The following is a 24,062-nucleotide window of genomic DNA, read 5'->3' as shown; positions in this document are numbered from 1 at the left end:
AAAGCCAGCATGCGTTGCTGGCTTTTTCGATCTACACCTCAATCAATTTATCAATCAACCTATTGCTTTGATTTGACTGTCACGACTGTCTAACACGCGTTCGCTTCCAACCTTAAAACACAGCCCAATCCTAGATCGTTTTGACCAACTTATGTCACTGACTGCTATAACAATCCTTAGTAGTATTTGATACAGTTATAAGCAAGAATTTAAACAACAAAGGAATGTTTATTATGAAAAAAATTGCATTAATTCTATTTCTCGCGACTCAACTTATGGCCTGTACAGAAGTGGGCAGTGAAGCTTGGTGTACTGATATGAAAGAGAAACCGAAAGGCGACTGGACTGCCAATGAAGCCGGTGACTTTGCTAAGCATTGTGTCTTCTAGTCACTTTATTTTGCCCATTTTTTATTTCTAATGGGCAATCCTAAATCATCTTAGATAATGATCATCCCATCTCGATAAGTCAGTGCTGGCGAAACGTCTTGCCCAAGTAATACAGGGCCATCGAGGTCGACGATTTCAGATTGAACGGCGATAGGCAGCGCCGCTCGCATTGCCAATGAGGTGCCTAGCATACAACCCGACATCAGAGTAAATCCTAGCCTTTGAGCTTCTTCAGCAAGTACCAATGCTTCGGTCAAACCACCCGTTTTATCGAGCTTGATGTTGACCATTTCATACTTACCCAACAGCGATGAGAGCTGTGAAGTGGTATGACAGCTTTCATCAGCACACAGTGGGATCGGGTGCTTGATGTGTGCCAGTGATGCATCGTGCTGCTGTGGAAGAGGTTGTTCGATCATCGCAATATCAAACTCTGTTAGTTGATTAAACAACTCTTCGAGATTCAGCCCCGTCCACGCTTCATTGGCATCCAGTACAATCTGAACATCGGGTGCCACTTCTCGTACCGCGCAAACACGCTCTATCACTTGCTCTCCATCAAGCTTCACTTTTAAGAGTTTCGCTCCATTTGCGACATAGTCTCGAGCCTGAGTCGCCATCGCTTCTGGAGTGCCAATCGAGACTGTCATTGCAGTCACTATTTGAGCAGGTAACTCAAACAAGCTATTTGGAAACACCTGTTCTTTCTGCTTAGCTTCGAAATCCCAAAGCGCACAATCGACCGCATTTCGCGCTGCCCCTCCGGTCAATAAAGACTGAAGATGATCTCTTAGCTCTGCGGGATCGGTAACGCCTCGCTCAAACATACCTTCAAGGGCACTAGACGCTTGTTGGATTTGCGCTAACACAGACTCCGATGACTCGCCGTATCGTGGGTAAGGCGTGCATTCGCCCTGAGCTTGTTTGCCATAATGTTCAATATAAACACGAACAACGTGACACTCAGTTCGGCTGCCACGAGAGATGCGAAAAGGTGTTTGCATCGCGATAGTAATAGGTTCTGCTGTAATCTTCATAATTTCACTCGATTGATGTTCGCTTTAACAAATGGAAACGTAGAAATGATGAAATCGTTAAAGTGAATGTCGCAAATGATCAGTAATATTTTGTACACCAAAACGAACCGGGTCCGTCACGGGTACTTGATAGAGTGTGGTCCATTCTTGGCATAATGTCTCAGCGTCTTCAGTGCTAATCGCCGACGTGTTCAAACAAATGCCAACCAGTTTCACGTCTGGATTGGTCAGTCGCGCTGCTTGCAAGTTGGCTTCAATCGTCTGTTCTATGCTTGGCAATTGAGCATGAGGAAGGTTACGAATATGAGGTCGCCCAACTTCATGACACAGCACTAAGGCATCCGCTTGTGCGCCATGTAAAAGACCCAAACTCACGCCTGCAAACGAAGGGTTGAACAAAGAGCCTTGCCCTTCAATGATATCCCAATCGTGGTCGGTAAAATCAGGGCTAATCGCTTCAACTGCGCCAGAAATAAAATCCGCAACCACAGCATCAATCGAAATACCGCAGCCTTCAATCAAGATACCCGTCTGCCCTGTCGCTTTGAACTGAGCGGATGTACCTGACTCTTTAAGCGACTTTTCGATAGCTAAAGCTGAAAACATTTTGCCGACTGAGCAATCTGTTCCGACAGTAAGCAGGCGCTTACCTTGACGAGGCTTACCGTTACCAACATTAAGAACACCGTCAAAATGACGTACATCATGAAGCTTAGTCAATCCTTGTTGTCGCATGTCAGCAAGCGGTGAAAATTCACTCAGTCGTTGGTGCATGCCAGATGCAATCTCAAATCCCATTTCTGCAGCTTCCATTATGGTTGGCTGCCAAGAGTCAGGAATAACACCACCTGGGTTTGCTGTGCCAATCACTAGCGTTTTCGCGCCCTGTGCTTGCGCCTCTTGTAAGGTCATATCCGTTAAACCAAGTGAAACGGTAACGTCTGTTAAACGAAGCTGACCTAGGCAAATTTCTGGTCGCCATTGATGAATACCGCGAGCTGTTTTTGCGGCAAGTGGGTCAGTAACGTCCCCAAGAAAAAGAAGGTAAGGTTGAGCGATAGACATGAGTATTCCTAATTAATAAATCCTTGTATGGGTTTACTTTAATTAAGAACTTAGAAGCTGCCGAATACCTATTTATGACGAGCCTATAACCTTAAGTTATAGGGTGAGTGTGGCTCTTCAATGAAACGATAAATTGCTTAACGGAAATCGACTGAGGGGTGTGCTCTGCGCAAAGCATCGAGACCGAAAATTGGATATCCGGCTGCAGTGAAAGCACACAGACCGCATCGTCATTTTGATACTGTTCTGCCGTCCACGGATCCACAATCGCAAACCCCGCTTGGTGCTTCACCAGTTCCGCCGCCGCGCTATATCCACGCACAGATATCGGATGGTGATAATGCTCATCTCGCGCAATAAGGCTTTGATGTAACAGGAGGCCTAATGGATCGCGGCTATCAAGCCCGATGATTGGCAAGGGATAATTGATCAGATCATCAAGGGTTAATTCAGTAGGTAACTGTTCAACTGTGTGGGAAGGAACCAGAACCTTGAGTGATTCAGTTAAGAGTGTTTCACTTAATATAGCCGGCGGTGTTTCGTCCCCAAACGCGATAGCAATATCGAGCTCATGCTTTAATAGCCCAGCACAAAGTTCATCACGGTTTGCAGTCAACAACTCAAAAGAGAGCTCTTGTTCACGAGACATTTGGGCTATTACCGGAGTCAGCAATTTGGTCGCCAGTATCGGCGGCGCACCAATACGTAAATGTTGATGTCCTTGCTTAACCTTATTCGTCAAAGAACGAAATTGACCTAACTGCTGATACACCTTTTCCGCTTCAGGCAGCAAGGTTCTCGCTTCAACCGTAGGCACCAACCGACCTTTCACTCGCTCAAACAATCCAAAACCAAGTTGTTGCTCTGTGTGTGCCAGAATACGAGTCACATTAGGTTGTGACACATGCAGATTACGCGCAGCCCCAGATACGGTTCCGGTTTGCATAATGGCGTAAAAGACTTCCAACTGTCTTAGGTTCACATTGATGTCCTTATGGTTCGCGAAACAAATCTAGGGGTTGGCTTTTCTTGTATTAGCTAAGCTGTTTATCGGTCTAGCTGTTTAATTAGCTGTCTGCCTGTCTATTTATCTACTTGGCTATTTGGCTATTTGCGTGAGTTTATTTTAGTAACTCAGCTATCGTAGGTTGAAGAACCTCAGCCCAAGCTTGGTAAGCCTTCGCATTCAAATGCAAGTCATCACATGAGTATTCATTCGATAAAAGCTTGTTAGGTGACAATACAGAATTCACATCTAAGAACGCAATGCCTTGCTGAGAACAGTACTCGCTTATTTTGCTATTAAGCAGCTCCACCGATGGGTTCAAACCTTGCAGTTTAGAGCCAACATAAAGCGTTGATTGCACCAATATACGAATATCGTTTTCTTGCCACACTTCAAGCATATCAATGTAGTTCCGGTAGATATGTTCGACATCATAACCCTGAGCCAAATCGTTTATCCCTGCCATAAAGCACACCAGCTTTGGCTTCACATTCAACGTGGTATCAATACGGCACAACATGCCAGTTGTAGTGTCACCCGCTAAGCCACGGTTGACCATCGAAACATCGCGAAAGATATCCGCCCAAGGTGCCCATTCGGTGATCGAATCACCAAACATCACTAGGTCTGCATTTGGGGAAAAATGGCGGTGATTGTCCGATGTCATGATGTAACGACTCATACTGTGGCCTCGTTGCTGAATCTCAGACTGAAGAGCAACCGCTTTGAGAATATCACTGTCCGGTGTAGTGCTATCAAATTGAGCCAGCAACCCTTCGATGTGAGGCTTAAAAGGGCTAAGACGAGTGCTCAGTTGGTGGTGTTCTTTATGGGAAGATAACCTCTCTAGTAATGCATACAGAGAGCGGTTTTGACCAACTTCTTGGAATAACTGATAGAGATCGAGGACAGGGTGTTGCTGCAGCGCGGCAAGTAATTGCTTGTCTTCCATGGTGTTATCTAACCCTTCAATTATCTAATGATGAACCCAAGATAATATCCGATTGCTTACGGGATAGATAACATTAGAAACAGAGAATGACTTAATCTCTACAAGGCTGGTTACATACCGCATAAAAATATCTTCCTGTACAAATCTCGTTCCGACTCAAAAATCAGCACTTCATCATAATATGTATAAGAAATTAGCCACATATTGTGACCTCAGTCTCTCAGCCTACCGTCTACTCCTATTACCACTATTTAACGGAGGATTTATAGAAGATCAGGATGGTGAATAATAGGTTAAATCATAATAATAAGGACCTTTACGTGAAACTTTCTCTATCCAATACCGCGTTGGCCGTTACCGCCATCCTACTTGCAGGTTGCCAATCTGCACCTGAATCAGTTCAAGAACCAACAGCATACCAATGCCAAACGAATACGAATGCCGACGTGAATGACTTGAGGATCTATCAAGTGATGGTCGAAAGCTTTGTCAGTGGCGATGACTCAATTGGTCATGGGACAGGCTATGGAACCAGTCACCATAACGGAGATATCCAAGGTATTATCGACTCACTTGATTACATTGAATCTCTTGGCATGAACGGTATTTGGCTAACCCCAATCTTTAATTCAGAGCCTATCGAAAACCAAGACCATTGGGCCGATAGACTGGATGCAACCGGTTATTTTGCCACCGATTATTTCAATATCGATCCGAGATTCGGAACGATGGAAGAAGCTAAAACCTTAGTTGAAGAAGCGCATGCTCGTGGGCTTTATGTCTTCTTTGATGGCGTATTTGGCCACCACAAAAAAAACGTAGTGCCGTCACCAACAGGTAAGCTGCCCCAAGGAGAGGATAATCCAGTCTCATACCCTGAGAGCCTAGCCTTCTATCAAGAAGTTGCCGAGTATTGGATCAAAGAACTCAAAATTGATGGTTGGCGCTTAGATCAAGCTTATCAAGTGCCAAAAGAAGCTTGGAGTCAAATCAGAGAAACGGTAGACACCGCTTCTTCTCAAGTCGAATACGTAAACAGCGAAGGTAAAACCGTGAACCCTCTGGGTTATATGGTCGCGGAAATTTGGGCAGGTGAGAACCGTATTATTGAAACAGGCTACGGTTCAAATGAAGCACCGGCCTTATGTTCTGCGTTTGATTTCCCTATGCGCTACCGCCTGACGGAGACCTTTGCTGTAAACGAAGCTGGCGTGGGGAACAAAGGTGGAGAGTGGCTTGCAGAAGGCATGTCTTTACATTCGTTATACCCAGACCACGCAAAGCCAAATTTAATGATCGGTAACCATGACCTTGTGCGCTTTGGTGACTTATTACAGCGCGGTGATATCGCTTCTCCACAAGACAAAGAGTATTGGCAGCGCTATAAAGCGGCATTTTCATTCCAAGCAGCTTATACCGGCCCAATTACGACCTACTATGGGGACGAGATTGGCGATCAGCTAGAAGGTTTTGCAGACAAAGTATGGGCTGATGACTGTGCTATTAATGGTCTATGTGATGATCACGTAGCCCGTACTAGCGGTAAAGTAGAAGGTGTCACAGCCCAACTCAATGCGCACGAAAAAGACTTAAAGCAATACGTGACAAACTTGATGAAACTGAGAGAAACGCACCCCGCTCTATCACAAGGTAAACGTACAAACCTGATGGCCAATGATGTCGCGTATGTCGATCACAAAGCCTATGAAGGCGATGCTGTTGTCTACGCAGTGAACGTTACCAACAAAGAACAAACCATAAAACTAACCAAAGAAAAAGTCGGCTCCATAGCTGATCTGACGGATATTGAATCCAAGCAATCGATCTCAGCTATCGATGGCCACTACTCTATCGTTCTAAGCCCATTTGAAGCTCGTTTCTTGTCGATAACACAGCCAAGTGAAAAAGGGCCAATTGCGGCGATACTAGCGACAGGAAATGAAGTTGGACAAGGTTTCATGGCTCAATGTGACAATCCAACAATAAAAGCTGAAGGCCCTATTTCGAGCCCGCTTTATGTGGTTGGCAATTTTGCTGATTCAGGTTGGAAACACGTGGGTCAACGAGAGTTTGAATATAAAGGTGACAACACTTACCAAGTCGTCACCACTGAAAAACCGGGCAGTTATCGCATGCAATATGCATCCAAGGCTTGGTCACCTCAGTTCACAGCGGATGGGCTTAACCTAAAGTTAGGACAACTTAACTCGTTAATTAAAGGTGGTTACGGTCAAGATACCGCTATCACTATTCGTAATGCTGGGCAGTATGTATGGAGCTTACAATTCGATGATGCGGGGCAACCACTGCAAATTATGGCTTCCAAATGTGCTGAATAGCCAAACCTAAGATCCGAGATCAACCAAGTAAAAACCCCTTATTCCTACGAATAAGGGGTTTTCTTTAATCTGCATTGGATATTAAGAGACCAGACACGATTAGAACGATATCTACCCCTGCTTCACTTGCAGGTGATTACGATTATCGCGGCTTTTCTTGATCAGGTCGTTGCTCTCGTCCATTTCATCTGACTTAGCAAGGCGATCATAAAGTAGCACATTCACTGTTGCTGCTAGATTCATGCAACCAACAGTTGGTACATAAACAACATGGTCAGCTCGGTCAGCGACATCTTGAGAAATAGAACCATCTTCAGGGCCAAAGATATAGATAGCGTTCTCTGGGTGTTTAAAACGTGGCAGTGGTGTCGCACCCTCAGCCAACTCCACACATACGATCTTAGTTTCTGAATTAAGGTTATCTAAAAACGACTCGACACCAGTAAGCGGGATAGTGCGCGTTGCACTCTTGGTATCGGTGTAAAATTTTGCAGCCTTGTCGTAGCGTTGCCCTGTGTATTTAACTTCGTCGACTTGGTAGCAACCCGCCGCACGCATAACCGCGCCAACGTTTGTCGGGCTCTTTGGGTTAGTTAAACCAATAGTCACATGGCTTTTGTTCATGAATCTTTCTCACTTAACGAATAGACATAGCAGGGTGCTACAAAGCGTCGCATTCTACCAAAGCAGCGCCAAATTCAAAAGCATCGAAACGAACGGCTCTTTTTACAGATAAGTACTTAGTTGCACCACCTATCACTTCAAAACCTAACCGCCATCATATTTATCAAACAAAAAGGTTTTAGGATAACAATTCAACAACAAGTCCGTTTACATTTCGAAACCACATTAATAATGTGTTGAAAATTGCCTGAGACAATCACATAGGAAGTGCTAATGACCCTCACCATCAAAAACCGCCTTTATATTCTCTCTTTTATCCCTTTGCTACTAATGGCAATTGGGATGATGAGCGTGACGTATATGAAGAGCACTGAGCTAACCGCACAACAAGTAGAATCGACGCGTAGCAATATGATGGCGATGAAAGAAAAGGAACTCAAAGCGTACCTGCAAATGGCTAAGTCTTCGATATCTCCTTTCTTAGAAAAAGGTGCCACACTTGAAGAAGCATTACCCACATTAAAAACTCTAGAGTATGGTGAATCTGGTTATATTTTTGGCTACAGCTCTAAGGGTGTAAGAATCGTCATCGGACAAGGTACCGATGGCATTGGTAAAAATTACTACGACCTTCAAGACAAACAAGGCAATTACCTAATCCAAGACCTGATTAAGAACTCAAAAATTGGGGAGTTCACCACTTACTACTTTCCCAAGCCAGGTCAATCCATTGCGTTACCAAAACTCAGCTACTCAATCTTTATTCCACAATGGGATTTAATGCTTGGAACTGGGTTTTATACTGACGATATTGACGCCGTGATCAGTGAAATGAAAGAGAGCTCGAATGCTGCGCTACAAAGCTCACTGACTGCCATTGCAATTTTCTGTGGCTTGATTGCCTTAGTGGTAGCGGTTTTCGCTGTTGCAGTGAACCGTACAATCATGCAACCACTCGAGCAATTTGACCGTTCGATCAGTGCCTTTGCAAGTGGTGAGGCCGACCTAACGGCTCGAATGGAAACATTCAAAGCGCCTGAGTTCGCCAAACTTAGTGAGAACTTTAATGCCTTTGTTGCTAGCCTACAGGCCATCATTCGTAGCGTGAGCGATGTGGGTCAGCAAGTTGTATCAGAAACGAGTAGCATGTCTTCTCGCGCAGCTCAGGTCGACGAGATAGCAACAGGTCAACGTGAAGAGACAGAACAAGTAGCAACGGCGATGACCGAGATGACGACAACTGCGCAAGAGATCTCAAGCAACGCAAGCCAAGCCGCTGACTCAGCTAAACTTGCAGAGAACAATGCAAAAGAAGCTCAGCAAATAGTCAATGCTGCTGCAGGTTCCGTAGCAGACCTTGCAAGTGAAGTATCAGAAGCAAACACTGTGGTATCTCGCCTTGAAGGAGATGTACAGAACATTTCATCTTCACTGACTGTCATTCAAGATATAGCGGAACAGACCAACCTATTAGCACTAAATGCTGCGATTGAAGCCGCGCGAGCTGGTGACCAAGGCCGAGGTTTTGCCGTAGTTGCGGACGAAGTTCGTAAGCTTGCAAGCCGCACACAAGAGAGCACGGGCGACATTCACAAAATGATCCAACAGCTAAAATCCGCTTCAGATGCCGCGGTGAAAGCAATGGATTCCAGCCAAAGCAGAAGTGCTCAAACGGTAGAAGAAGCGAACGCAGCAGCTGCAGCACTTGCTAAAATTCAAGATTCGATTGATACCATCATGGACATGAACTCACTGATTGCAACGGCGACTGAACAGCAGAATATTGTTGGCCAAGAGATATCTCAACGCATTGTTGTGATTTCAGACCAAAGTTCTCAATCGGCATCGCTAGCAAACCAAAACCGTACAGGTAGCCAAAACTTAAACAGCCGAGCAAACGAGTTGTACCACTTGGTTGATCGCTTCACGGTTTAATGCTTAATGCTTAATGCTTAATGCTTAATGCTTAGTGCTTAGTGCTTAGTGCTTAGTGCTTAGCAAGTAAAAGCTATAGAACATCAATAAAAATGGGCTTCAGAATCTTTGTTCTGAAGCCCATTTTCTTGTCCATAGTGTCTTGCCAGATAGAACTAGTCTAATTGCTCAGACAAGAAGTCGACTAACAAGCGAACCTTTGAAGACAAATTACGGTTCTGTGGGTAAAGCGCCCAAATCCCCTCTTTATCGTCTCGGTAATCAGATAACACCTCAACCAATTCGCCAGACTCAAGATCTTCACTCACGTAATATTCTGGTAGCTGCACTAAGCCAATACTCTGTTTCGCTGCGTCTTGTAAGGCTAAGCCACTGTTACATTTAATGCGTCCATTAACCCGAACTGAGCGAGGTCGCCCATTTTCTTTAAAACGCCAATGCTCAAAGCCGCCGACTAAACATTGATGATTACTTAACTCAGAGAGCGTATGCGGTTCACCGTAGCGTTCAATGTATTCAGGGCTTGCGCACACGTAGAGTTGGCGTTGAGACAGCTTCTTTGCCACAAGGCTCGAATCTTCTAAGCGACCAAGACGAATAGCGACATCGACACCCGAATCAATAAGGTCGAGCTTTTGATTGGTCAACATCAGCTCAAGTTCGACTTGTGGGTGGAGCTTTAAGAACTGATGAAGTATCGGGGCGAGTTGACGCTCACCATAAGTCACAGGTGCCGTTACTTTCAGTAAACCTTTTGGCGTGGATTGCATCTGCGTGACGGCTAACTCAGCAATGTCTAAACCCTCGACCAACAACTTACATTGCTGATAATAGAGTTGCCCAGCCTCTGTTAGAGAAACCTTACGAGTCGTTCGATTGAGTAGTTTTACTGCGAGGCGTTCCTCGAGATTTGCCACTCTACGACTGATTTGAGCCACTGACGTAGCGAGTTTCTGTGCGGCACCAGTAAAGCTTTCGCGCTCTGCCACTGCAACAAACTCACTTACCCCTTCCCAATTGGCCATGCCTCTACCCTATTTTGAACTATGGTTACCCATACAGTGTATTGAAGATATAGATCAGTGTCACCTAGCTTAATATGCGCCATGCACATACAAAGGCCTTCATTGAAGCTAATATCGCATTCCCCACAAGGCTCCTATCGACCTAATCTACAAAGTTCGAACCGACCTTGTATTACAAATACTGTTATCAAAAAATACTCGCACCAAAAAAGAAAGCCCGCACTCATTGAGTACGGGCCTTATTATTGTCTATTACAGATGCGTGAGGGTTAAAACTAGAAACGATTAGCCACTCACTTTTGCCTGTTCAGTCTCAAAGATTACACTTCAAACTGAGAAACTAGGCTATCAAGTGCTTCACACTGTTCTGCTAGTGAGATGCATGCGTTCTCTGCATTGTTTGCCATCTCAACCATTTTCATGGTGCTTTCCGCGATACGTTGAACATTCTGGTTCACTTCTTCAGACACCTGAGACTGCTGAGAAGCCGCTGTTGCGATTTGCGTATTCATCTCATTCATCTTGCCGATTGAGTTACGAATCTCGCTCAATGATGAAGCTGCAGTGCCCGCTTGAACAATGGTTTTCTCGCCACTTGCCTTGCTTTCTGTCATCACGCCAACGGCATGTTTGGCGCCAACTTCTAAGCGTTCAATCATTGATTGGATTTCACCCGTACTGTCTTGAGTTTTGCTCGCAAGCGCACGGACTTCATCAGCAACTACCGCAAAACCACGACCTTGTTCACCAGCACGCGCTGCTTCAATCGCCGCATTTAATGCCAATAGATTGGTTTGCTCTGCAATGCCTTTGATCACGCCAAGAATAGAAGCAATGTTCTTCACATCAGTATCCAATTCCTGAACTACACCACCTGCATTCTCGATATCTTGCGCAAGGCGTTCAATTGAAGTTACGGTTAAGCCCAAAGTGCTGTCTGCTGATTCCACTTCATTGTTCGCAACGTTACTTGCGGTTGCCGCATCTAACGCGTTACCACTTACCGTTTCACTGGTCGCTTGCATTTCATGAACGGCAGCCGCGACTACTTCACTTTCTTTCTGTTGATTCGAAGAAAATTCAGCCACATTCTGCGTTATTGATTTGATGTTTTCCATCTCTGCACGTACGGCATTTGATGTCAGAATCACTTGTTCAACAGTGGTATGTATCTTACTAACAAACTTGTTAAACGCTGAACTTAAGCGAGCAATCTCGTCAGAACCTTCAACTTTCATTCGCTGAGCCAAGTTACCGTCACCCGATGCGATTTCATTCATCGCTTTCTCTACGCTCTGAATCGGCTGAACGATAAAACGGTTCGATAACCACATCGAAAACAAAGCCGCAAGTACCGCCACGGCCATACCTACTTCGATGATCAGCTTACTTTCTTCAATCGAGTCATTAGCTTGCTGGCGAAGCTCTTTTTGTTTGACTGCAATCAGCTCTCTAATATAGCCGAGTTGATCGTGAATGATCGAAAACTCAGCGTCTAACGCTGGCGAGTAATCGAGGTTATATTGAAGAGCATTGGCAGGGTCTGCAAACATTGGCTCATGCAGCGCTACCCACTTTTTCATCGCCTTAACCAATTTTGCTAGCTCGTCTTGAGAAGATGAGTCTAAGACACCTGCTGTATATAGGGTTTGAACACTTTCAAAGCGTGGGACGGCTTTGTAAGCGTTGTCTTTGAATTCGAATTGTTGATATTCAATTGCCTTTTGATCTTTCGCCAGCAACAGACCTTGGGCAGATGCAATGACTTGATAGATATCTCGATACCCATCTTCTAGGTTGTCGAGAACCGGTTGAACCACATTATTGAGCTCATGGTTAATCGCTGCTTGCGCGTTAGATTTAATCACGTTAAGCACAGTAACTGTTGAGAAAACAATCACGATAACCATTAGAGGGATCGCAATTTTACTCTTAATAGAAAGGTTTTTGATATTCATAGAGGGTTTATAACCACACATTAAATAGGGACGCGCGCATAATATACAGTATCGATAAAAAAGCCAGCTATAGTTTTGTGAATCTCATCGCATATAAAACTAGACGATGAAAACGAGTGCTTCGCATTTAACCAGACGTCAACCTGAAAAAGTTAAAGTGGACAATATTGAATTTATTTACCTTAGACATGTTCTATTACTGGAGAAGTCATCGAAATAACACCATAATATAGGGCTCTAAAATAAGTAGGTAAGAACATGAAAATTTGTGGTGTTGAAATCAAAGGTAACGATGCAGTCATCTGTCTTCTATCTCTATCAGACGGTGTATTTAACATTCCTGATTGCCGAGTTTCTAAAGTTGCTATTAGTGACGCAAACGACACACAGAATATGAAAGATTTTCAATTTTCTTTTGCAAAGTTAATGGAAGATTACCAAGTAGAAAAAGTGGTAATTCGTCAACGCCAAACTAAAGGCAAATTTGCTGGCGGTGGCTTCGGCTTCAAACTAGAAGCGGCAATTCAGTTGATCGACGGCCTAGACGTAACCGTTGTATCTCCGAATGAAATCAAAGAAAGCCTTAAGCGTAACCCTCTTATGATGAAGTTCAAAGAAACAGGCCTTAAGCAGTACCAAGAAGCACCGTTTACCACGGCTTACGCTTGTTTAATGCAGCGCTAATCAATAGTCGCTAGCCAATATTGATACAGAAAGAGCCTGAATATTCAGGCTCTTTTTTGTTTCTATCACTCGGCTTTAAACCCAGTTAGTTTTGATGAAATACGCTTACCGCTCTAACGCTGTTCGCCTGCGAGCCTTAATCCATTCTGGCTTCCTCACCACCAAATAAACCGCGGCGGCAGACAAGGCGAAGCCCATTGCACCATAGATGTCGAACGACTCTCCAAAAATGAGCCACGCTTGAATGGCTGTTGTGGGTGGAACTAAGTAAAACACCGATGCCACACTTGAAGAAGCGCCATGCTCTACCATGTAAAGCAGCAATAGAATAGCAATGCACGATAAAACAATCACTAGCCAAGCCAGAGTTAACGTGAACTCGATAGTCCAGTTCACCTGCATAGTTTCGTAGCGCATTGCAAAAGGTAAGAACAATGCTGCTGCAGCTAAGTACTGCACCATCGCGCCACCGACCATATCTGTACCCTGACAAAAGCGCTTCTGATACAAAGTACCGACCGTAATACCCACCAAAGAAACCAAACATAATAACGTTGCCAAGCCTTTTTGGTCGTCTGACTGCCACTCAATATTGCCCATTAACACCAAGCTAATACCCGCGAAACCAAGGGCTAAGCCTAGCCATTGTGCGACGTTAAAACGCTGCGAGGTACAGCTGATCATTATCAATGCCGTCAGGATCGGTTGTAAGCCAACAAGTAGAGAACTCAACCCGGCGGGCATACCCATATCAATCGCGAGATAAGTGCCACCAAGGTAGAAGCCATGAATCAAAATACCCACCACACAAGCGTGAAAAAATGCTCGACCACGAGGAATACGACGCTTAAGGATTGCAATCAAAACCAAGAATAGCGTCACGTTGGCTACCATCCTAAGTGAAAGTAACGTTGCTGGTTCAGCGTATTCAACACCAAGACGAGCGCCAACAAAGCCTGACGACCACAATAGTACAAACACAAACGGAATCATTTTAATCAGCATTACAAACCTCTGGTCAACTCTTCATCAATGCTGTTACCTTAGTTGGGTACAGATAACTAATAAAGATACAGATATAACACTTTAAATGGTTACAGATTAAGTGTGAGTTACAAGGGGGAAACGTGGAAGCAAAACTCAGCGGCAATAAATATCTCGCGATAGAACAACACATTAAGGCTCAGGTCGATAAAGGGCTCTTTCACCCAGACGACCGCTTGCCTTCCATTCGTCAACTCAGCGAACAACTCGGAGTGAGCAAAAACACCGTAATTCGCGCTTATCAAGAACTGGAAGCGACAGGCTGGGTTTATTCTGTGCCTAAATCAGGCTATCGCGTAAAAGCACCGAACACCACCATCTGGGATGCACCGAGCCAGCCTCAAAAAGTCGACCTCTTGTCGGTCACCAAATCTGTACTCTCCCGTCCGAAAGGTCGCTTGAAACTGCTTGCTGGTTCTGCACACCCGAACATTAATAACCCTGCCATTCGTAGCTTGTACGCCGAAATAGGTCGCCATAGCCGTTTGCAAACTCAGCTTCCCGGTTATTACCAATTACCTCCCGGCGATGAGCAATTAGTGAAGCAGTTGTTAAAGATCACCCATGATCTAGGTGTACCTGCGGGATCGAAAGAGATTGCAATTACACATGGTGCTCAACAGGCGATCAGTCTGGCTTTACGTGCATTAACCAAACCGGGAGACATCGTGGCGGTCGAGTCGCCCTGTTATTTCGGTAATCTACTTTTACTTGAATCACTTGGCTTGCAAGCCCTTGAAATACCAAGCAGTGTGAGCCACGGAATCGACATTCCTTCACTACAGAGTGCGTTGGACAAATGGGAAGTGAAAACCTTGCTACTAACGCCAAACTTTACCAATCCAACCGGTTCACGGATGCCATTGGCGAACCGAAAAGCATTACTGGAAATCACAGGATCTTTACCGATTATCGAAGACGATGTGTTCGGTAGCTTGGCATTCGACACACCCATTGCCAGCCTCAAAGAGCTTGATGACCAAGATCGAGTCATTTACGTCAACTCTTTGTCCAAGACCTTAGATTCTCGCTTGCGTATTGGCTGGTTACTCTCAGGTCGTTACCAAGCTCAAGTTGAAAAATACCTGTTATGCGACAACATGGGCAGCTCCAATTTAATGCAATCCGCGGTGGGTCAATTTCTCACTACCGGTAAATATCGCAGCCACTTATCCAAAATGAAGCGGCTCTACCAAACCAATCAAAAGCAATTTCAAAGCCTGTTAATACAAGCACTAGATAGCTATCCTCACCTTGTCGGGCAATACCACCTATCAAAACCGGAAGGCTCTTTTTTAAACTGGATAACACTGCCTGAATCGGTCGATAGCTACGCGGTCTATCAAGATTGTTTGAAGCACAAATTGGGAATATTACCTGGCACAGTCTTTGGGACAAACGATCAATATAAACACTGCTTGCGCTTCACGGTAGCGAACATCGAAGAGAATAAAGAGTGGAAAGAAGGGGTTGTGACACTAGCGAAAATAATCGCGAAACATACTTCTTTCTGATCGAATATTTCTGACTGCTAGATCATTCAACAATGAATAAACGTTAACTAAAACAACAAATACAATCACCAAGAAAATGCGTCAAACGATCACAGATAATACTCCGAAATACCTTTGTAAGTTTTTTAGAAAAATTCAAAAATAATTAGAATTTAACCCCTAACTTTACTGAGTATTTTGTTAGTCTTGGAAACAATTATTTACAATCCAAACAAAAATTAATTGGATCGCTAGAGGTTGTTTTTTTGAATATGAAATTATTCGGCAGTTCCCTAATCCTTTCGGGAACTGCATTAGGGGCTGGCATGCTTGCTATTCCCATGGTGTTGGCCCAGTTTGGCTTCATGATCAGCTCAGTGCTGATGCTACTTATCTTTATCGGCACCACTTACTCTGCACTCCTACTGGCAGAAGCGTGTACCAAAACGAAAGACAACAGTGGCATGAGCAGTGTTGCTTACCTCACTCTGGGCAGCAAAGGTAAACACTTTATCAATGCACTCTTTTATCTGCTGCTGGTATGCATGCTGATCGCCTATATCTTGGGTGTTGGCGACATCATTCATAAGCTACTGCTCGACGTCGGCGTAGACATCTCTGCATCCGCTGCTTATACCGTTTTCAGCCTATTGATGGGTGTGATTGTAGTCGCGGGTAAGTCTTATATCGATAAATTAAACCGTGGTCTATTCATCATGATGGTGGTGATGCTCTTCATTGTTATTGCCTCTCTGTTTAGTAATATCCGTCTAGATTACCTAACTCAAACTAGCCAATACACGGCCAATGACGTGGTGCAATACAGCGCGGTTATCTTTACTAGCTTTGCCTCTATGGTGGTGATCCCGTCACTGGTTATTTACAACCGAGAAGCGACTCAAAAGCAGATCCGCAATATGATTCTGCTGGGCTCGGTGATTCCACTAATCTGCTACCTAACTTGGTTGTTCGCGATTATCGGTAACCTTGGTACAGACGCTGTCAGTCAGTTCCATAACATTTCAGAACTGATCTCAGCGTTTAGCGGTCAATCTTCTTGGTTGAAGGTAGTCATTGCGCTGTTCTCAGCACTGGCACTGGTGACCTCTTTCCTTGGTGTATCCATGGCGCTGTATGACCAAAACAAAGACGCAGTCACCAACAACAAAGCATTAGCTTATGCTCTGACCTTTGTATTGCCTTTGGTATTAGCAGAGCTGTTCGCAAGCCAGTTCGTGAGCATGCTGGACTATGCAGGCATGGTGTTGGTGTTCCTAGCTATCTGGGGACCACTCGCAATGGTGGTTAAGGTTCGTAGGCCTGACTTCCCTCACCTACAAACCGAAGGCAGCTATACAGCAGCCGGTGGCGATACGGCACTGATGGCAACATTCGGTTTTGGTACGTTGATTTTTATCTCTTGGTTTATGGGGTAAATCCCAATTGAATACACTATCTGCTGCCATTTAAACGACAGCAGATACAAAAAGCCCGTTAACCTTACTTGAATTAGCGATCGCAACTAATTAACAGTAGGGCTAACGGGCTTTCTTATTTTCTGATTACCATGGCCAAAAACTAAAAGTGCTTACTTGGTCAAATTACCAAGCAATTGCTCACACTGTGCTTTTAGCGATTTAAGCTCATCTTCATTCATCTTAGAAAGACATAGCATTTCAACTGGCACGGTCTGCGCTTGCTCTTTGAGCTCTATCCCTGCAGGCGTCAGTGTAGTAACTCGAACTCGTTCATCTTCAGCACTGCGAGTTCTAAGCACGTAACCTTTCGTTTCCAAGCGCTTGAGTAAAGGCGTCAACGTACCTGAATCCAAATGCGTTTTTGCGCCTAGGGCTTTGACATTTATCTCTTTTTCTTCCCACAGCACCATCATCACAATGTACTGCAAGTAAGTAAGGTCAAGCGCTTTCAGTAAAGGTTGATACGCCCTACTCATTGCATTCGATGCACTATACAGCGCAAAACACACCTGATTATCCAGCTTTAGATAGTCATCTTGGTCGCTCATGATCACCTCACCAATAAATTAAATTGCACACAATATACTTGCGCGCTCTAATTTTATCAATTAAGCTAGCTTTAAAATTAAGTTGCACACAATCTAATTTCACACAATCCAAATAAGGACTAAGACAATGACAACACTCTACACAACTTCTGCTACAGCTACTGCAGGTCGTAACGGCCAAGTTTCTACTGATGACAACCTGCTTTCAGTGGCGTTGAGCTACCCTAAAGAGATGGGCGGTTCAGGTGAAGCGACCAACCCTGAGCAACTGTTTGCTGCGGGTTACTCTGCGTGTTTCTCAAATGCGCTACTTCATGTCGCTAAAGAGATGAAGGTTAAGATTGCATCAGCACCAACAACCGCAACGGTTGGCATTGGCCCAAATGAAAACGGCGGCTTTGCTTTAACTGTTGCTCTATCGATTGAACTGGATCTAGAGCAAGAACAAGCTGTGACGCTTGTGAAAACGGCGCACCAAGTTTGCCCTTACTCAAACGCGGTTCGTGGCAACATTGATGTGAAATTGTCGGTTAACGGACAAGCGCTTTAGCCGCTTCATCCCCCCTCCCTCCCAAAAAAAAGAAAAAAAAGTACCCCGCTAAAAAAATGTCCCGCACTAGGCGGGACATTTTTTATATACGATAGAATGCTTCTAGCTCTGAACTGCTAGCTCTTAAACGTATTCGAGAGCTCTTTCAGCGATGTTGCCAACTCAGCCTGCTCTTTCGCTGTTGCAGCAATTTGCGTTGCGCCTGTCGTAGATTCTGTCGACTTCTGCTCTACCGCGACAACGTTCAGAGCAATATCTTGAGTCACTACTGCTTGCTCTTCAGTTGCGGTTGCGATCTGCTCTGCCATGCTGAATATTTCGCTCACAGCCCCTGAAATATCTTGCAGGGTCTGTTCTACTCCTCGTGAGTCTTCAACTGCTCTTGAAGACATCTTCTTGCTGTTATCAATCACATTGAACGCTGTTTGCACGTCCGATTGTAGCGAGTTAATGAAGCCTTCAATTTCCGAAGTGGACTGTTGCGTACGCTGAGCCAAAGTACGAACTTCATCGGCTACGACAGCAAAACCACGACCTTGTTCACCAGCTCGAGCGGCTTCAATCGCTGCATTTAACGCTAACAAATTGGTTTGTTCGGCAACGGATTTAATCACATCAATCACACTGTTAATATTGTTGCTGCTTTCGTGTAGATGAGTGATTTTTTCAGCGAGGCCGTTAATCTCAGAAGCCAAGGTTTCTATCGACTCATAAGATTGTTGAACCGTGCTTAAGCCTTGCTGTGATTGTTCATCAGCGATCTTCGCTGAACTTGCCGTTTGCTGTGTTTTAGCCGCGACTTCATTCACCGTCGCTGATAGCTCTTCTGTTGCTGTCGCAATCAAGCCAATCTGGTCTTGCTGTTCAACTAAGGTGCTTGAGTTGTATTGGCAAGTTTGCGCCGTCTCTTCTGCTGCTGAAGCAAGTGTCAGGCTAGATTGAGATAGGTTATCGATAACTTGAGAAAACTTCTCTAATGTTTCATTAAGCGACGATGAGATTTGACCCAGCTCACTATTACCTTCGTAAGTCGCACGAACGGTTAAGTCATTGTCATTTCGGACTTTAGAAAGCACTCGCGTTAGATCTTTAACTCGAGTCGTTAAATCAGTTATGGCTTTGAAGCTAACAAAAGTTGCGAACAAAGTGATCACAACAAACATCACAATGCTGCCCATCATTGCTGATTGAGCTTGCTGAGTTTTCTGGTCAGTCAGTGTAATAAGAGACTGTGCTAACTGATTTTCGGTCTTCTTCAGCTGAACAATTCGTGCCGTCGATTGAGCAAACCAATAAACAGGATCGACATCAAAACCACTCATTTTCGATTCAGCCACATCACGAAGTTTTTCCACTTCAGCCACCGAGCGATCATTCAGTTGCTGTTTAAAGAAATCAACGTTATCTGGATTACCCAAAACTTCAAAGTTCGCAAAATATGTATTTTGCTCGGTTACCAAAGAGATGAATTTAACCAGCATACCCGGGCCAAATTCATTTTTAGAAAAGGTGTTGTTGAGAACCGCACGTTCGATACCCGCACGCTCTTTGCCTTGTAGAAAATTATAGTAGGCGATGGTTTCTGTCGTGATGGTGGCATCAGTACTTAGCTCAGCAATTAATGCAGATACACTCAATAACTTAGCATTAAGTTTGGTGTAGTAACCTAATGCTTCAGAAAGCGGAATTGATTGAGAATCCACTCTATTGCGAATCGAAGTAATTTGGTTGAGACTTTGGCTGATTTCAGTATTCAGACGCGCGATCTGCGATAAGCCGATTTCTTCAGACTGCCAGTACTCGGTTCTTTGATTGCGTTTGCTGTCTGCGTTAATTCTTTGTGCTTTTAGCTCACTGCCAAACTTGTTTCCCTGTGACCCGATAAAACCAGCCGTCATACCACGCTCTTTCTGTAACTCGTGCACCAACTCACTGTACACTACCGACAAACGCGTAAGTTGGTTTAATGACGACATTTCACTGGTGGTTTCTACGCCTTTTGAAATGGCAGAAACACTAAGCCATAAAAACCCTAAGATCGGTAAGATAAGCAAAGCGATGATTTTTTGCTTAAATGACATATCGGTTAAATTCATTATTATTTCCCTAACAACTAACAAATCTTCTCAGTCATCGAATTTGGCTTCCTTCTAACGGGTGCGCCTTAATTGTGACTCTATAATTATTCAAGCTGACCTATGTAAACCATGACCTAACTACACAGTTCAGCGCAGAGGACGTTAACATTTAACCTTATAAAACTCATTGGTTTATGAATAAAACTGTTAACTATCTGACTTAACCAGACGAAAAATACGTGTAACAACATTTCTCTGACGCAGTGACTAAAAATTGACACATGCTGCATAATCATAAAGTGGTAGACCAGCACTCACTGTGTAACCCTTACCAAGCTGTTCACTCACGAGCATCTATATATTCAGTCTCAAATATGTATACTGCCGAGCTTATTAAGTAGAAGCTCGCAGTAAATATGCGACAACGGCTGAGAGGTATTTTTATGGATTGCCCCGCTTGCGAAGAACACATTGGATGGGAATGGGTAGAAGAGGAAGCAATCGAACCCAATGAAGAATTCGATTGCCCAGAGTGCAAAGAAACGCTGATGTACACCATCGATGAAGGTACCTATTACGGCGCACAACATAAAACCGTCGAAGTTGTTGATGATTAGAGTTTTTATTACCGATTAATGCTATCGATCTTTGCGAGATTGCCAGAGTAACCAGACACTCCTTTACTAGAACGAGTGTTCATCTTAAAATATTGAACATATGTTCAGATTAATGAAGCAGATGTTATGGCCAAGACAGCGAAGTTCGATAGACAAGACGTAGTAGATAAAGCGACTAACCTGTATTGGGAAAAGGGCTTTCACGCAACTTCTATGCGCAACTTACAGGACGTGATTGATATGCGTCCCGGCAGCATCTACGCGGCTTTTGGCAGCAAAGAAGGCTTGTTTAAAGAAACATTAGCTCGTTATACCGAACTCGGCATTCTCAACCTGAACCGCTTGTGCAGCGAAACCGACTCTCCAATCAAAGCACTAGAAAACTTCGTAAAACGTGCCGTTGTCGAATCGAAACAAAGCGCGCCTAACGGCATGTGTATGCTGGCTAAAACAGTAGCTGAACTGACGGATGAGCACGCTGAATTATTAGAAGAAGCCAAGAAATCACTGAAGATCATGGAAGGCGAGTTCGCTAAGCTGATTGCCGAAGCGCAAGAACTTGGTGAGATCAGCAAAGAACGCGAACCTACTCGACTTGCTCGCCACGTTCAGGTTCAAATTGCAGGGCTACGCACTTATGCAAAAACCTGCGATGACACAGAACTACTCAACTCAATGGTTGAAGACATCTTCAAGTACCACCCTTTTTAGCAACTGAGCGGATATAGGCTCAGATCTACAAAAAGACGCCCAAGTATTACTACTAATACTTGGGCGTCTTTTTATTTATTGCTTTTCAGCCAATCTTAAAGCCGATGGCTTTTATACTTTCCTCATAATCAACGCCTGCGCATTAAGCATCGCTTCCTTAGTGCTGACGTCTAAGGTTTTCACTTTCGCAAAGCGTTCGATCTCTTTAATTGCCACATCATGAGCAAAAATCACCAACCTCGCCCGTTCAATATCTTTTTGTGTGATGCGATTGCCGATTCCGTTGGCACCCTGCGTTTCGACTTTAATCCGAACCCCAAGATGATGGGCCGCCTTTTCTAACGATTTAGCAGCTAAGAATGTATGGGCAACACCAGATGGACAAGAAGTGATCGCCAATACATCCGCTTGTCCTTCTTCCGTTATCGAGCCACCCGTAAACTGATTAGAACTTGCTTCGCCTTCGACCACGTTCTTTTTCAGTAGTATCACGATCAGAGCCGTCGTCAGTGCTCCTGCTAATGTCCCGACGATATAGCCAATTTTTCCATCAACCACAGGCAATACGATCCAGCCGCCCCATGGTGCATGGTTGATAACATGGAACATAAAGCCAACCACGTTACCGACAATGCCACCAGCAACAACAGCAGGCAGAACTCGCGCAGGGTCGGCGGCAGCAAAAGGAATCGCACCTTCACTGATGCCGATCATTCCCATGATACCGGCGGCTTTTCCGGCTTCACGTTCGTCTCGTTTGAATTTCTTAGGTGATATGAAAGTGGCAAGCGCCATACCTAATGGTGGCGTACAAATGGCAATACCGACGCCCCCCATCAACCAAGGTTGAGTATTCACCTGCGTTTGAGCAAACAGCGTCGCCACTTTGTTGATTGGGCCGCCCATATCAAAGGCCGTCATCGCCCCTAAAATACTGCCCAACACCACTTTTCCTGAGCCCGCCATGCCTGTCAGCATTTGGTTCATCTCAAGCATCACATACGCGATAGGAGAACCAATCACCCACATCACCGCCCCACAGGTTACAAAGGTGCCGACCAATGGATAGATGAAGATCGAACTCAGCGAGATCATACTGTCTGGCAGTTTGATCTTCTTAAGTAGATTCACCACAAAGCCAGCGAAGAATCCGACCACAATTGCACCAAGGAAGCCGGTACTGTACTGATTCACTGCGAGCCAAGAACCAATCATGCCCGGAGCTAAGCCCGGTTTGTCGGCCATTGAATATGCAATGTAACCACCGAGCACAGCGGTAAACAGGGTTAGCCCCGCGATACCCATTTGTGCTATGTCAGCCAGAACACCGCTCTCAGGCACAGCGCCATGGCCAGACATCATTACCGACAAAGACAAAAGTACCCCACCCGCGACCACGAATGGGATCATGTGCGAAGTACCGTACAACAAGTGTTCTTTAAGACGATTAAGAGATTGTGCCCAAGGGCTTAATGGTTCGCTGTAAACTTCATGATGACTAGAAGCGTAGCTATCGAAAGATTCAGAATTCGCTTCGAGAAACAGCTTTTGAGCTTCCTCGACCGACTCTACCGCCTTTAATTTTGTAACAAAACCATCTTCGATCAATCGAGTTGAGATCTGAGCCAGAACCTCAATATGATGATCATCGCTATTGTCTGGCGACGCGAGCATAAAAAACACATCCGACAGTTCGCCGCCGTCTGCGCCATAATCGATACCCGTTCGGCTAATACCTACCGCCACAGCAGGTTTAGCTACAGCAGTGCTTTTCGCGTGTGGAATCGCAATACCATCATCAAAGCCCGTATTGCCGATGGCCTCACGCTTCCAGATATCATCAAGGAATTCACTTTTATTGGAGAGCTTGCCCGCACGGTCAAGCAGTTCGACAAGCTCTTCAAATACCGCCTGTTTTGAGTCTGCCTTTAAATCCAGACAGATAATCTCCGGCTCTATAATGTCAGTGATGTCCATGTGCTGCCTCGTCCGAGTACCAATTTAAGTAAATGAGATAAAGAGGTTAATAATATGAAAAGACTAACGAGGCAAGGCCGCTCGATATATAGGACGAAAGGTGCATTAACTGGATAATTGTAACCAAGAAGCAAGAGTGTGACGTTCACCTTTGAATTAAAAACGGGAATCCATAAACTTCCTAGATTCAGATAGTCCCATCGATCCAAGTAACTGTCGATCTAAGCACACCGAGAATAATAATGAGAATTGTAGCGGTAACTGCGTGCCCTACAGGCATTGCGCACACCTATATGGCAGCTGATGCACTAAATAAAACAGCCCCAAAATTCAATGTTTCAATCAAGGTTGAGACTCAAGGCGCTATGGGGATTGAAAACTTACTGACAGGCCAGGATATTACCCTCGCAGACAAAGTGTTGATCGTCTCTGATATCGACATCGAACAACCAAGTCGATTTGACCCAGCGAAAACCGTATTCATTCCAATGGAAGAGGTGTTATTGAGTGTCGATAAAGTCTTTATCAAGCATTGTCGAACTTAAACCTTTC

The 24,062-nt window shown here is 44.6% G+C and carries 21 protein-coding genes; 10 read left to right on the top strand and 11 right to left on the bottom strand.

What is annotated here, in order from left to right; all coding sequences use genetic code 11:
* The first annotated feature begins 233 nt into the window (after positions 1-233).
* Positions 234-389, top strand: coding sequence for a DUF3012 domain-containing protein (locus ACED25_RS15650; protein ID WP_004732998.1), 156 nt, complete (start codon positions 234-236; stop codon positions 387-389).
* Positions 390-439: 50 nt separating this feature from the next.
* Here ACED25_RS15650 and dgcA read toward each other — a convergent pair whose 3' ends face one another.
* From dgcA to ACED25_RS15630, 4 genes are all read right to left on the bottom strand, one after another.
* On the bottom strand, positions 440-1,426 hold the full coding sequence (gene dgcA, locus ACED25_RS15645) for an N-acetyl-D-Glu racemase DgcA (RefSeq protein WP_371695624.1): 987 nt from the start codon (positions 1,424-1,426) through the stop codon (positions 440-442).
* Positions 1,427-1,483: 57 nt separating this feature from the next.
* Positions 1,484-2,491, bottom strand: a complete 1,008-nt coding sequence (gene dgcN / locus ACED25_RS15640) for an N-acetyltransferase DgcN (protein WP_371695623.1) — start codon at positions 2,489-2,491, stop codon at positions 1,484-1,486.
* Positions 2,492-2,582: 91 nt separating this feature from the next.
* The gene (locus ACED25_RS15635; RefSeq protein ID WP_371695622.1) at positions 2,583-3,473 is read right to left on the bottom strand and encodes a LysR family transcriptional regulator; all 891 of its coding nucleotides are present in this window, start codon (positions 3,471-3,473) and stop codon (positions 2,583-2,585) included.
* Between the two features lie 139 nt (positions 3,474-3,612).
* Complete coding sequence (locus tag ACED25_RS15630) at positions 3,613-4,449, bottom strand: SGNH/GDSL hydrolase family protein (protein WP_371695621.1); 837 nt, start codon at positions 4,447-4,449, stop codon at positions 3,613-3,615.
* A 278-nt stretch (positions 4,450-4,727) separates the two neighbouring features.
* Here ACED25_RS15630 and ACED25_RS15625 point away from each other — a divergent pair, with 278 nt between their 5' ends.
* Positions 4,728-6,788, top strand: a complete 2,061-nt coding sequence (locus ACED25_RS15625; RefSeq protein WP_371695620.1) for an alpha-amylase family glycosyl hydrolase — start codon at positions 4,728-4,730, stop codon at positions 6,786-6,788.
* A 111-nt stretch (positions 6,789-6,899) separates the two neighbouring features.
* Here ACED25_RS15625 and ACED25_RS15620 read toward each other — a convergent pair whose 3' ends face one another.
* Positions 6,900-7,412: an RNA methyltransferase gene (locus ACED25_RS15620; protein WP_371695619.1), complete on the bottom strand. Its 513-nt coding sequence runs from the start codon at positions 7,410-7,412 to the stop codon at positions 6,900-6,902.
* A 273-nt stretch (positions 7,413-7,685) separates the two neighbouring features.
* On the opposite strand from ACED25_RS15620, the gene ACED25_RS15615 reads away from it, so the two are divergent.
* Positions 7,686-9,347 carry a methyl-accepting chemotaxis protein gene (locus ACED25_RS15615; protein WP_371695618.1) on the top strand — a complete coding sequence of 554 codons (1,662 nt, stop codon included), beginning with the start codon at positions 7,686-7,688 and terminating at the stop codon, positions 9,345-9,347.
* Positions 9,348-9,502: 155 nt separating this feature from the next.
* Here ACED25_RS15615 and ACED25_RS15610 read toward each other — a convergent pair whose 3' ends face one another.
* The gene (locus ACED25_RS15610; protein ID WP_371695617.1) at positions 9,503-10,372 is read right to left on the bottom strand and encodes a LysR family transcriptional regulator; all 870 of its coding nucleotides are present in this window, start codon (positions 10,370-10,372) and stop codon (positions 9,503-9,505) included.
* 320 nt (positions 10,373-10,692) lie between these two features.
* On the bottom strand, positions 10,693-12,330 hold the full coding sequence (locus ACED25_RS15605; RefSeq protein ID WP_102582891.1) for a methyl-accepting chemotaxis protein: 1,638 nt from the start codon (positions 12,328-12,330) through the stop codon (positions 10,693-10,695).
* A 258-nt stretch (positions 12,331-12,588) separates the two neighbouring features.
* Between ACED25_RS15605 and ACED25_RS15600 the strand changes: the two genes are divergently transcribed.
* Entirely contained in the window at positions 12,589-13,014 is a 426-nt protein-coding gene (locus ACED25_RS15600) for a DUF3010 family protein (protein WP_009846243.1), read from the top strand.
* 105 nt (positions 13,015-13,119) lie between these two features.
* Here the strand turns inward: ACED25_RS15600 and ACED25_RS15595 are convergent, their stop codons facing one another.
* A complete protein-coding gene (locus ACED25_RS15595; RefSeq protein ID WP_371695616.1) occupies positions 13,120-14,019 on the bottom strand; it encodes a DMT family transporter in 900 nt (299 codons plus the stop codon).
* A 122-nt stretch (positions 14,020-14,141) separates the two neighbouring features.
* On the opposite strand from ACED25_RS15595, the gene ACED25_RS15590 reads away from it, so the two are divergent.
* Positions 14,142-15,572 carry a PLP-dependent aminotransferase family protein gene (locus ACED25_RS15590; RefSeq protein WP_371695615.1) on the top strand — a complete coding sequence of 477 codons (1,431 nt, stop codon included), beginning with the start codon at positions 14,142-14,144 and terminating at the stop codon, positions 15,570-15,572.
* Positions 15,573-15,823: 251 nt separating this feature from the next.
* Entirely contained in the window at positions 15,824-16,987 is a 1,164-nt protein-coding gene (locus tag ACED25_RS15585; RefSeq protein ID WP_371695641.1) for an amino acid permease, read from the top strand.
* Between the two features lie 152 nt (positions 16,988-17,139).
* Here ACED25_RS15585 and ACED25_RS15580 read toward each other — a convergent pair whose 3' ends face one another.
* Positions 17,140-17,577: a MarR family winged helix-turn-helix transcriptional regulator gene (locus tag ACED25_RS15580; protein WP_041473174.1), complete on the bottom strand. Its 438-nt coding sequence runs from the start codon at positions 17,575-17,577 to the stop codon at positions 17,140-17,142.
* A gap of 127 nt (positions 17,578-17,704) precedes the next feature.
* Here ACED25_RS15580 and ACED25_RS15575 point away from each other — a divergent pair, with 127 nt between their 5' ends.
* Entirely contained in the window at positions 17,705-18,127 is a 423-nt protein-coding gene (locus ACED25_RS15575; RefSeq protein WP_371695614.1) for an organic hydroperoxide resistance protein, read from the top strand.
* A gap of 116 nt (positions 18,128-18,243) precedes the next feature.
* Here the strand turns inward: ACED25_RS15575 and ACED25_RS15570 are convergent, their stop codons facing one another.
* Positions 18,244-20,223, bottom strand: a complete 1,980-nt coding sequence (locus ACED25_RS15570; protein ID WP_371695613.1) for a methyl-accepting chemotaxis protein — start codon at positions 20,221-20,223, stop codon at positions 18,244-18,246.
* Positions 20,224-20,648: 425 nt separating this feature from the next.
* Here ACED25_RS15570 and ACED25_RS15565 point away from each other — a divergent pair, with 425 nt between their 5' ends.
* Both ACED25_RS15565 and ACED25_RS15560 read left to right on the top strand, forming a co-directional pair.
* The gene (locus ACED25_RS15565; RefSeq protein WP_012601113.1) at positions 20,649-20,822 is read left to right on the top strand and encodes a hypothetical protein; all 174 of its coding nucleotides are present in this window, start codon (positions 20,649-20,651) and stop codon (positions 20,820-20,822) included.
* A gap of 126 nt (positions 20,823-20,948) precedes the next feature.
* Positions 20,949-21,533: a TetR/AcrR family transcriptional regulator gene (locus tag ACED25_RS15560; protein ID WP_012601114.1), complete on the top strand. Its 585-nt coding sequence runs from the start codon at positions 20,949-20,951 to the stop codon at positions 21,531-21,533.
* A gap of 111 nt (positions 21,534-21,644) precedes the next feature.
* On the opposite strand, the gene ACED25_RS15555 is transcribed toward ACED25_RS15560, so the two are convergent.
* Positions 21,645-23,510 carry a fructose-specific PTS transporter subunit EIIC gene (locus tag ACED25_RS15555; protein WP_012601115.1) on the bottom strand — a complete coding sequence of 622 codons (1,866 nt, stop codon included), beginning with the start codon at positions 23,508-23,510 and terminating at the stop codon, positions 21,645-21,647.
* 242 nt (positions 23,511-23,752) lie between these two features.
* Between ACED25_RS15555 and ACED25_RS15550 the strand changes: the two genes are divergently transcribed.
* Positions 23,753-24,055, top strand: a complete 303-nt coding sequence (locus ACED25_RS15550) for a PTS fructose transporter subunit IIB (protein ID WP_009846233.1) — start codon at positions 23,753-23,755, stop codon at positions 24,053-24,055.
* Positions 24,056-24,062: the final 7 nt, after the last annotated feature.

The organism is Vibrio sp. 1F263, from assembly GCF_041439035.1.
GTDB classification, from domain to species: Bacteria; Pseudomonadota; Gammaproteobacteria; order Enterobacterales; family Vibrionaceae; genus Vibrio; species Vibrio tasmaniensis_A.
The sequence above is the reverse complement of the archived record's forward strand: the minus strand, read 5'-3'. Positions and strand labels throughout refer to the sequence as shown.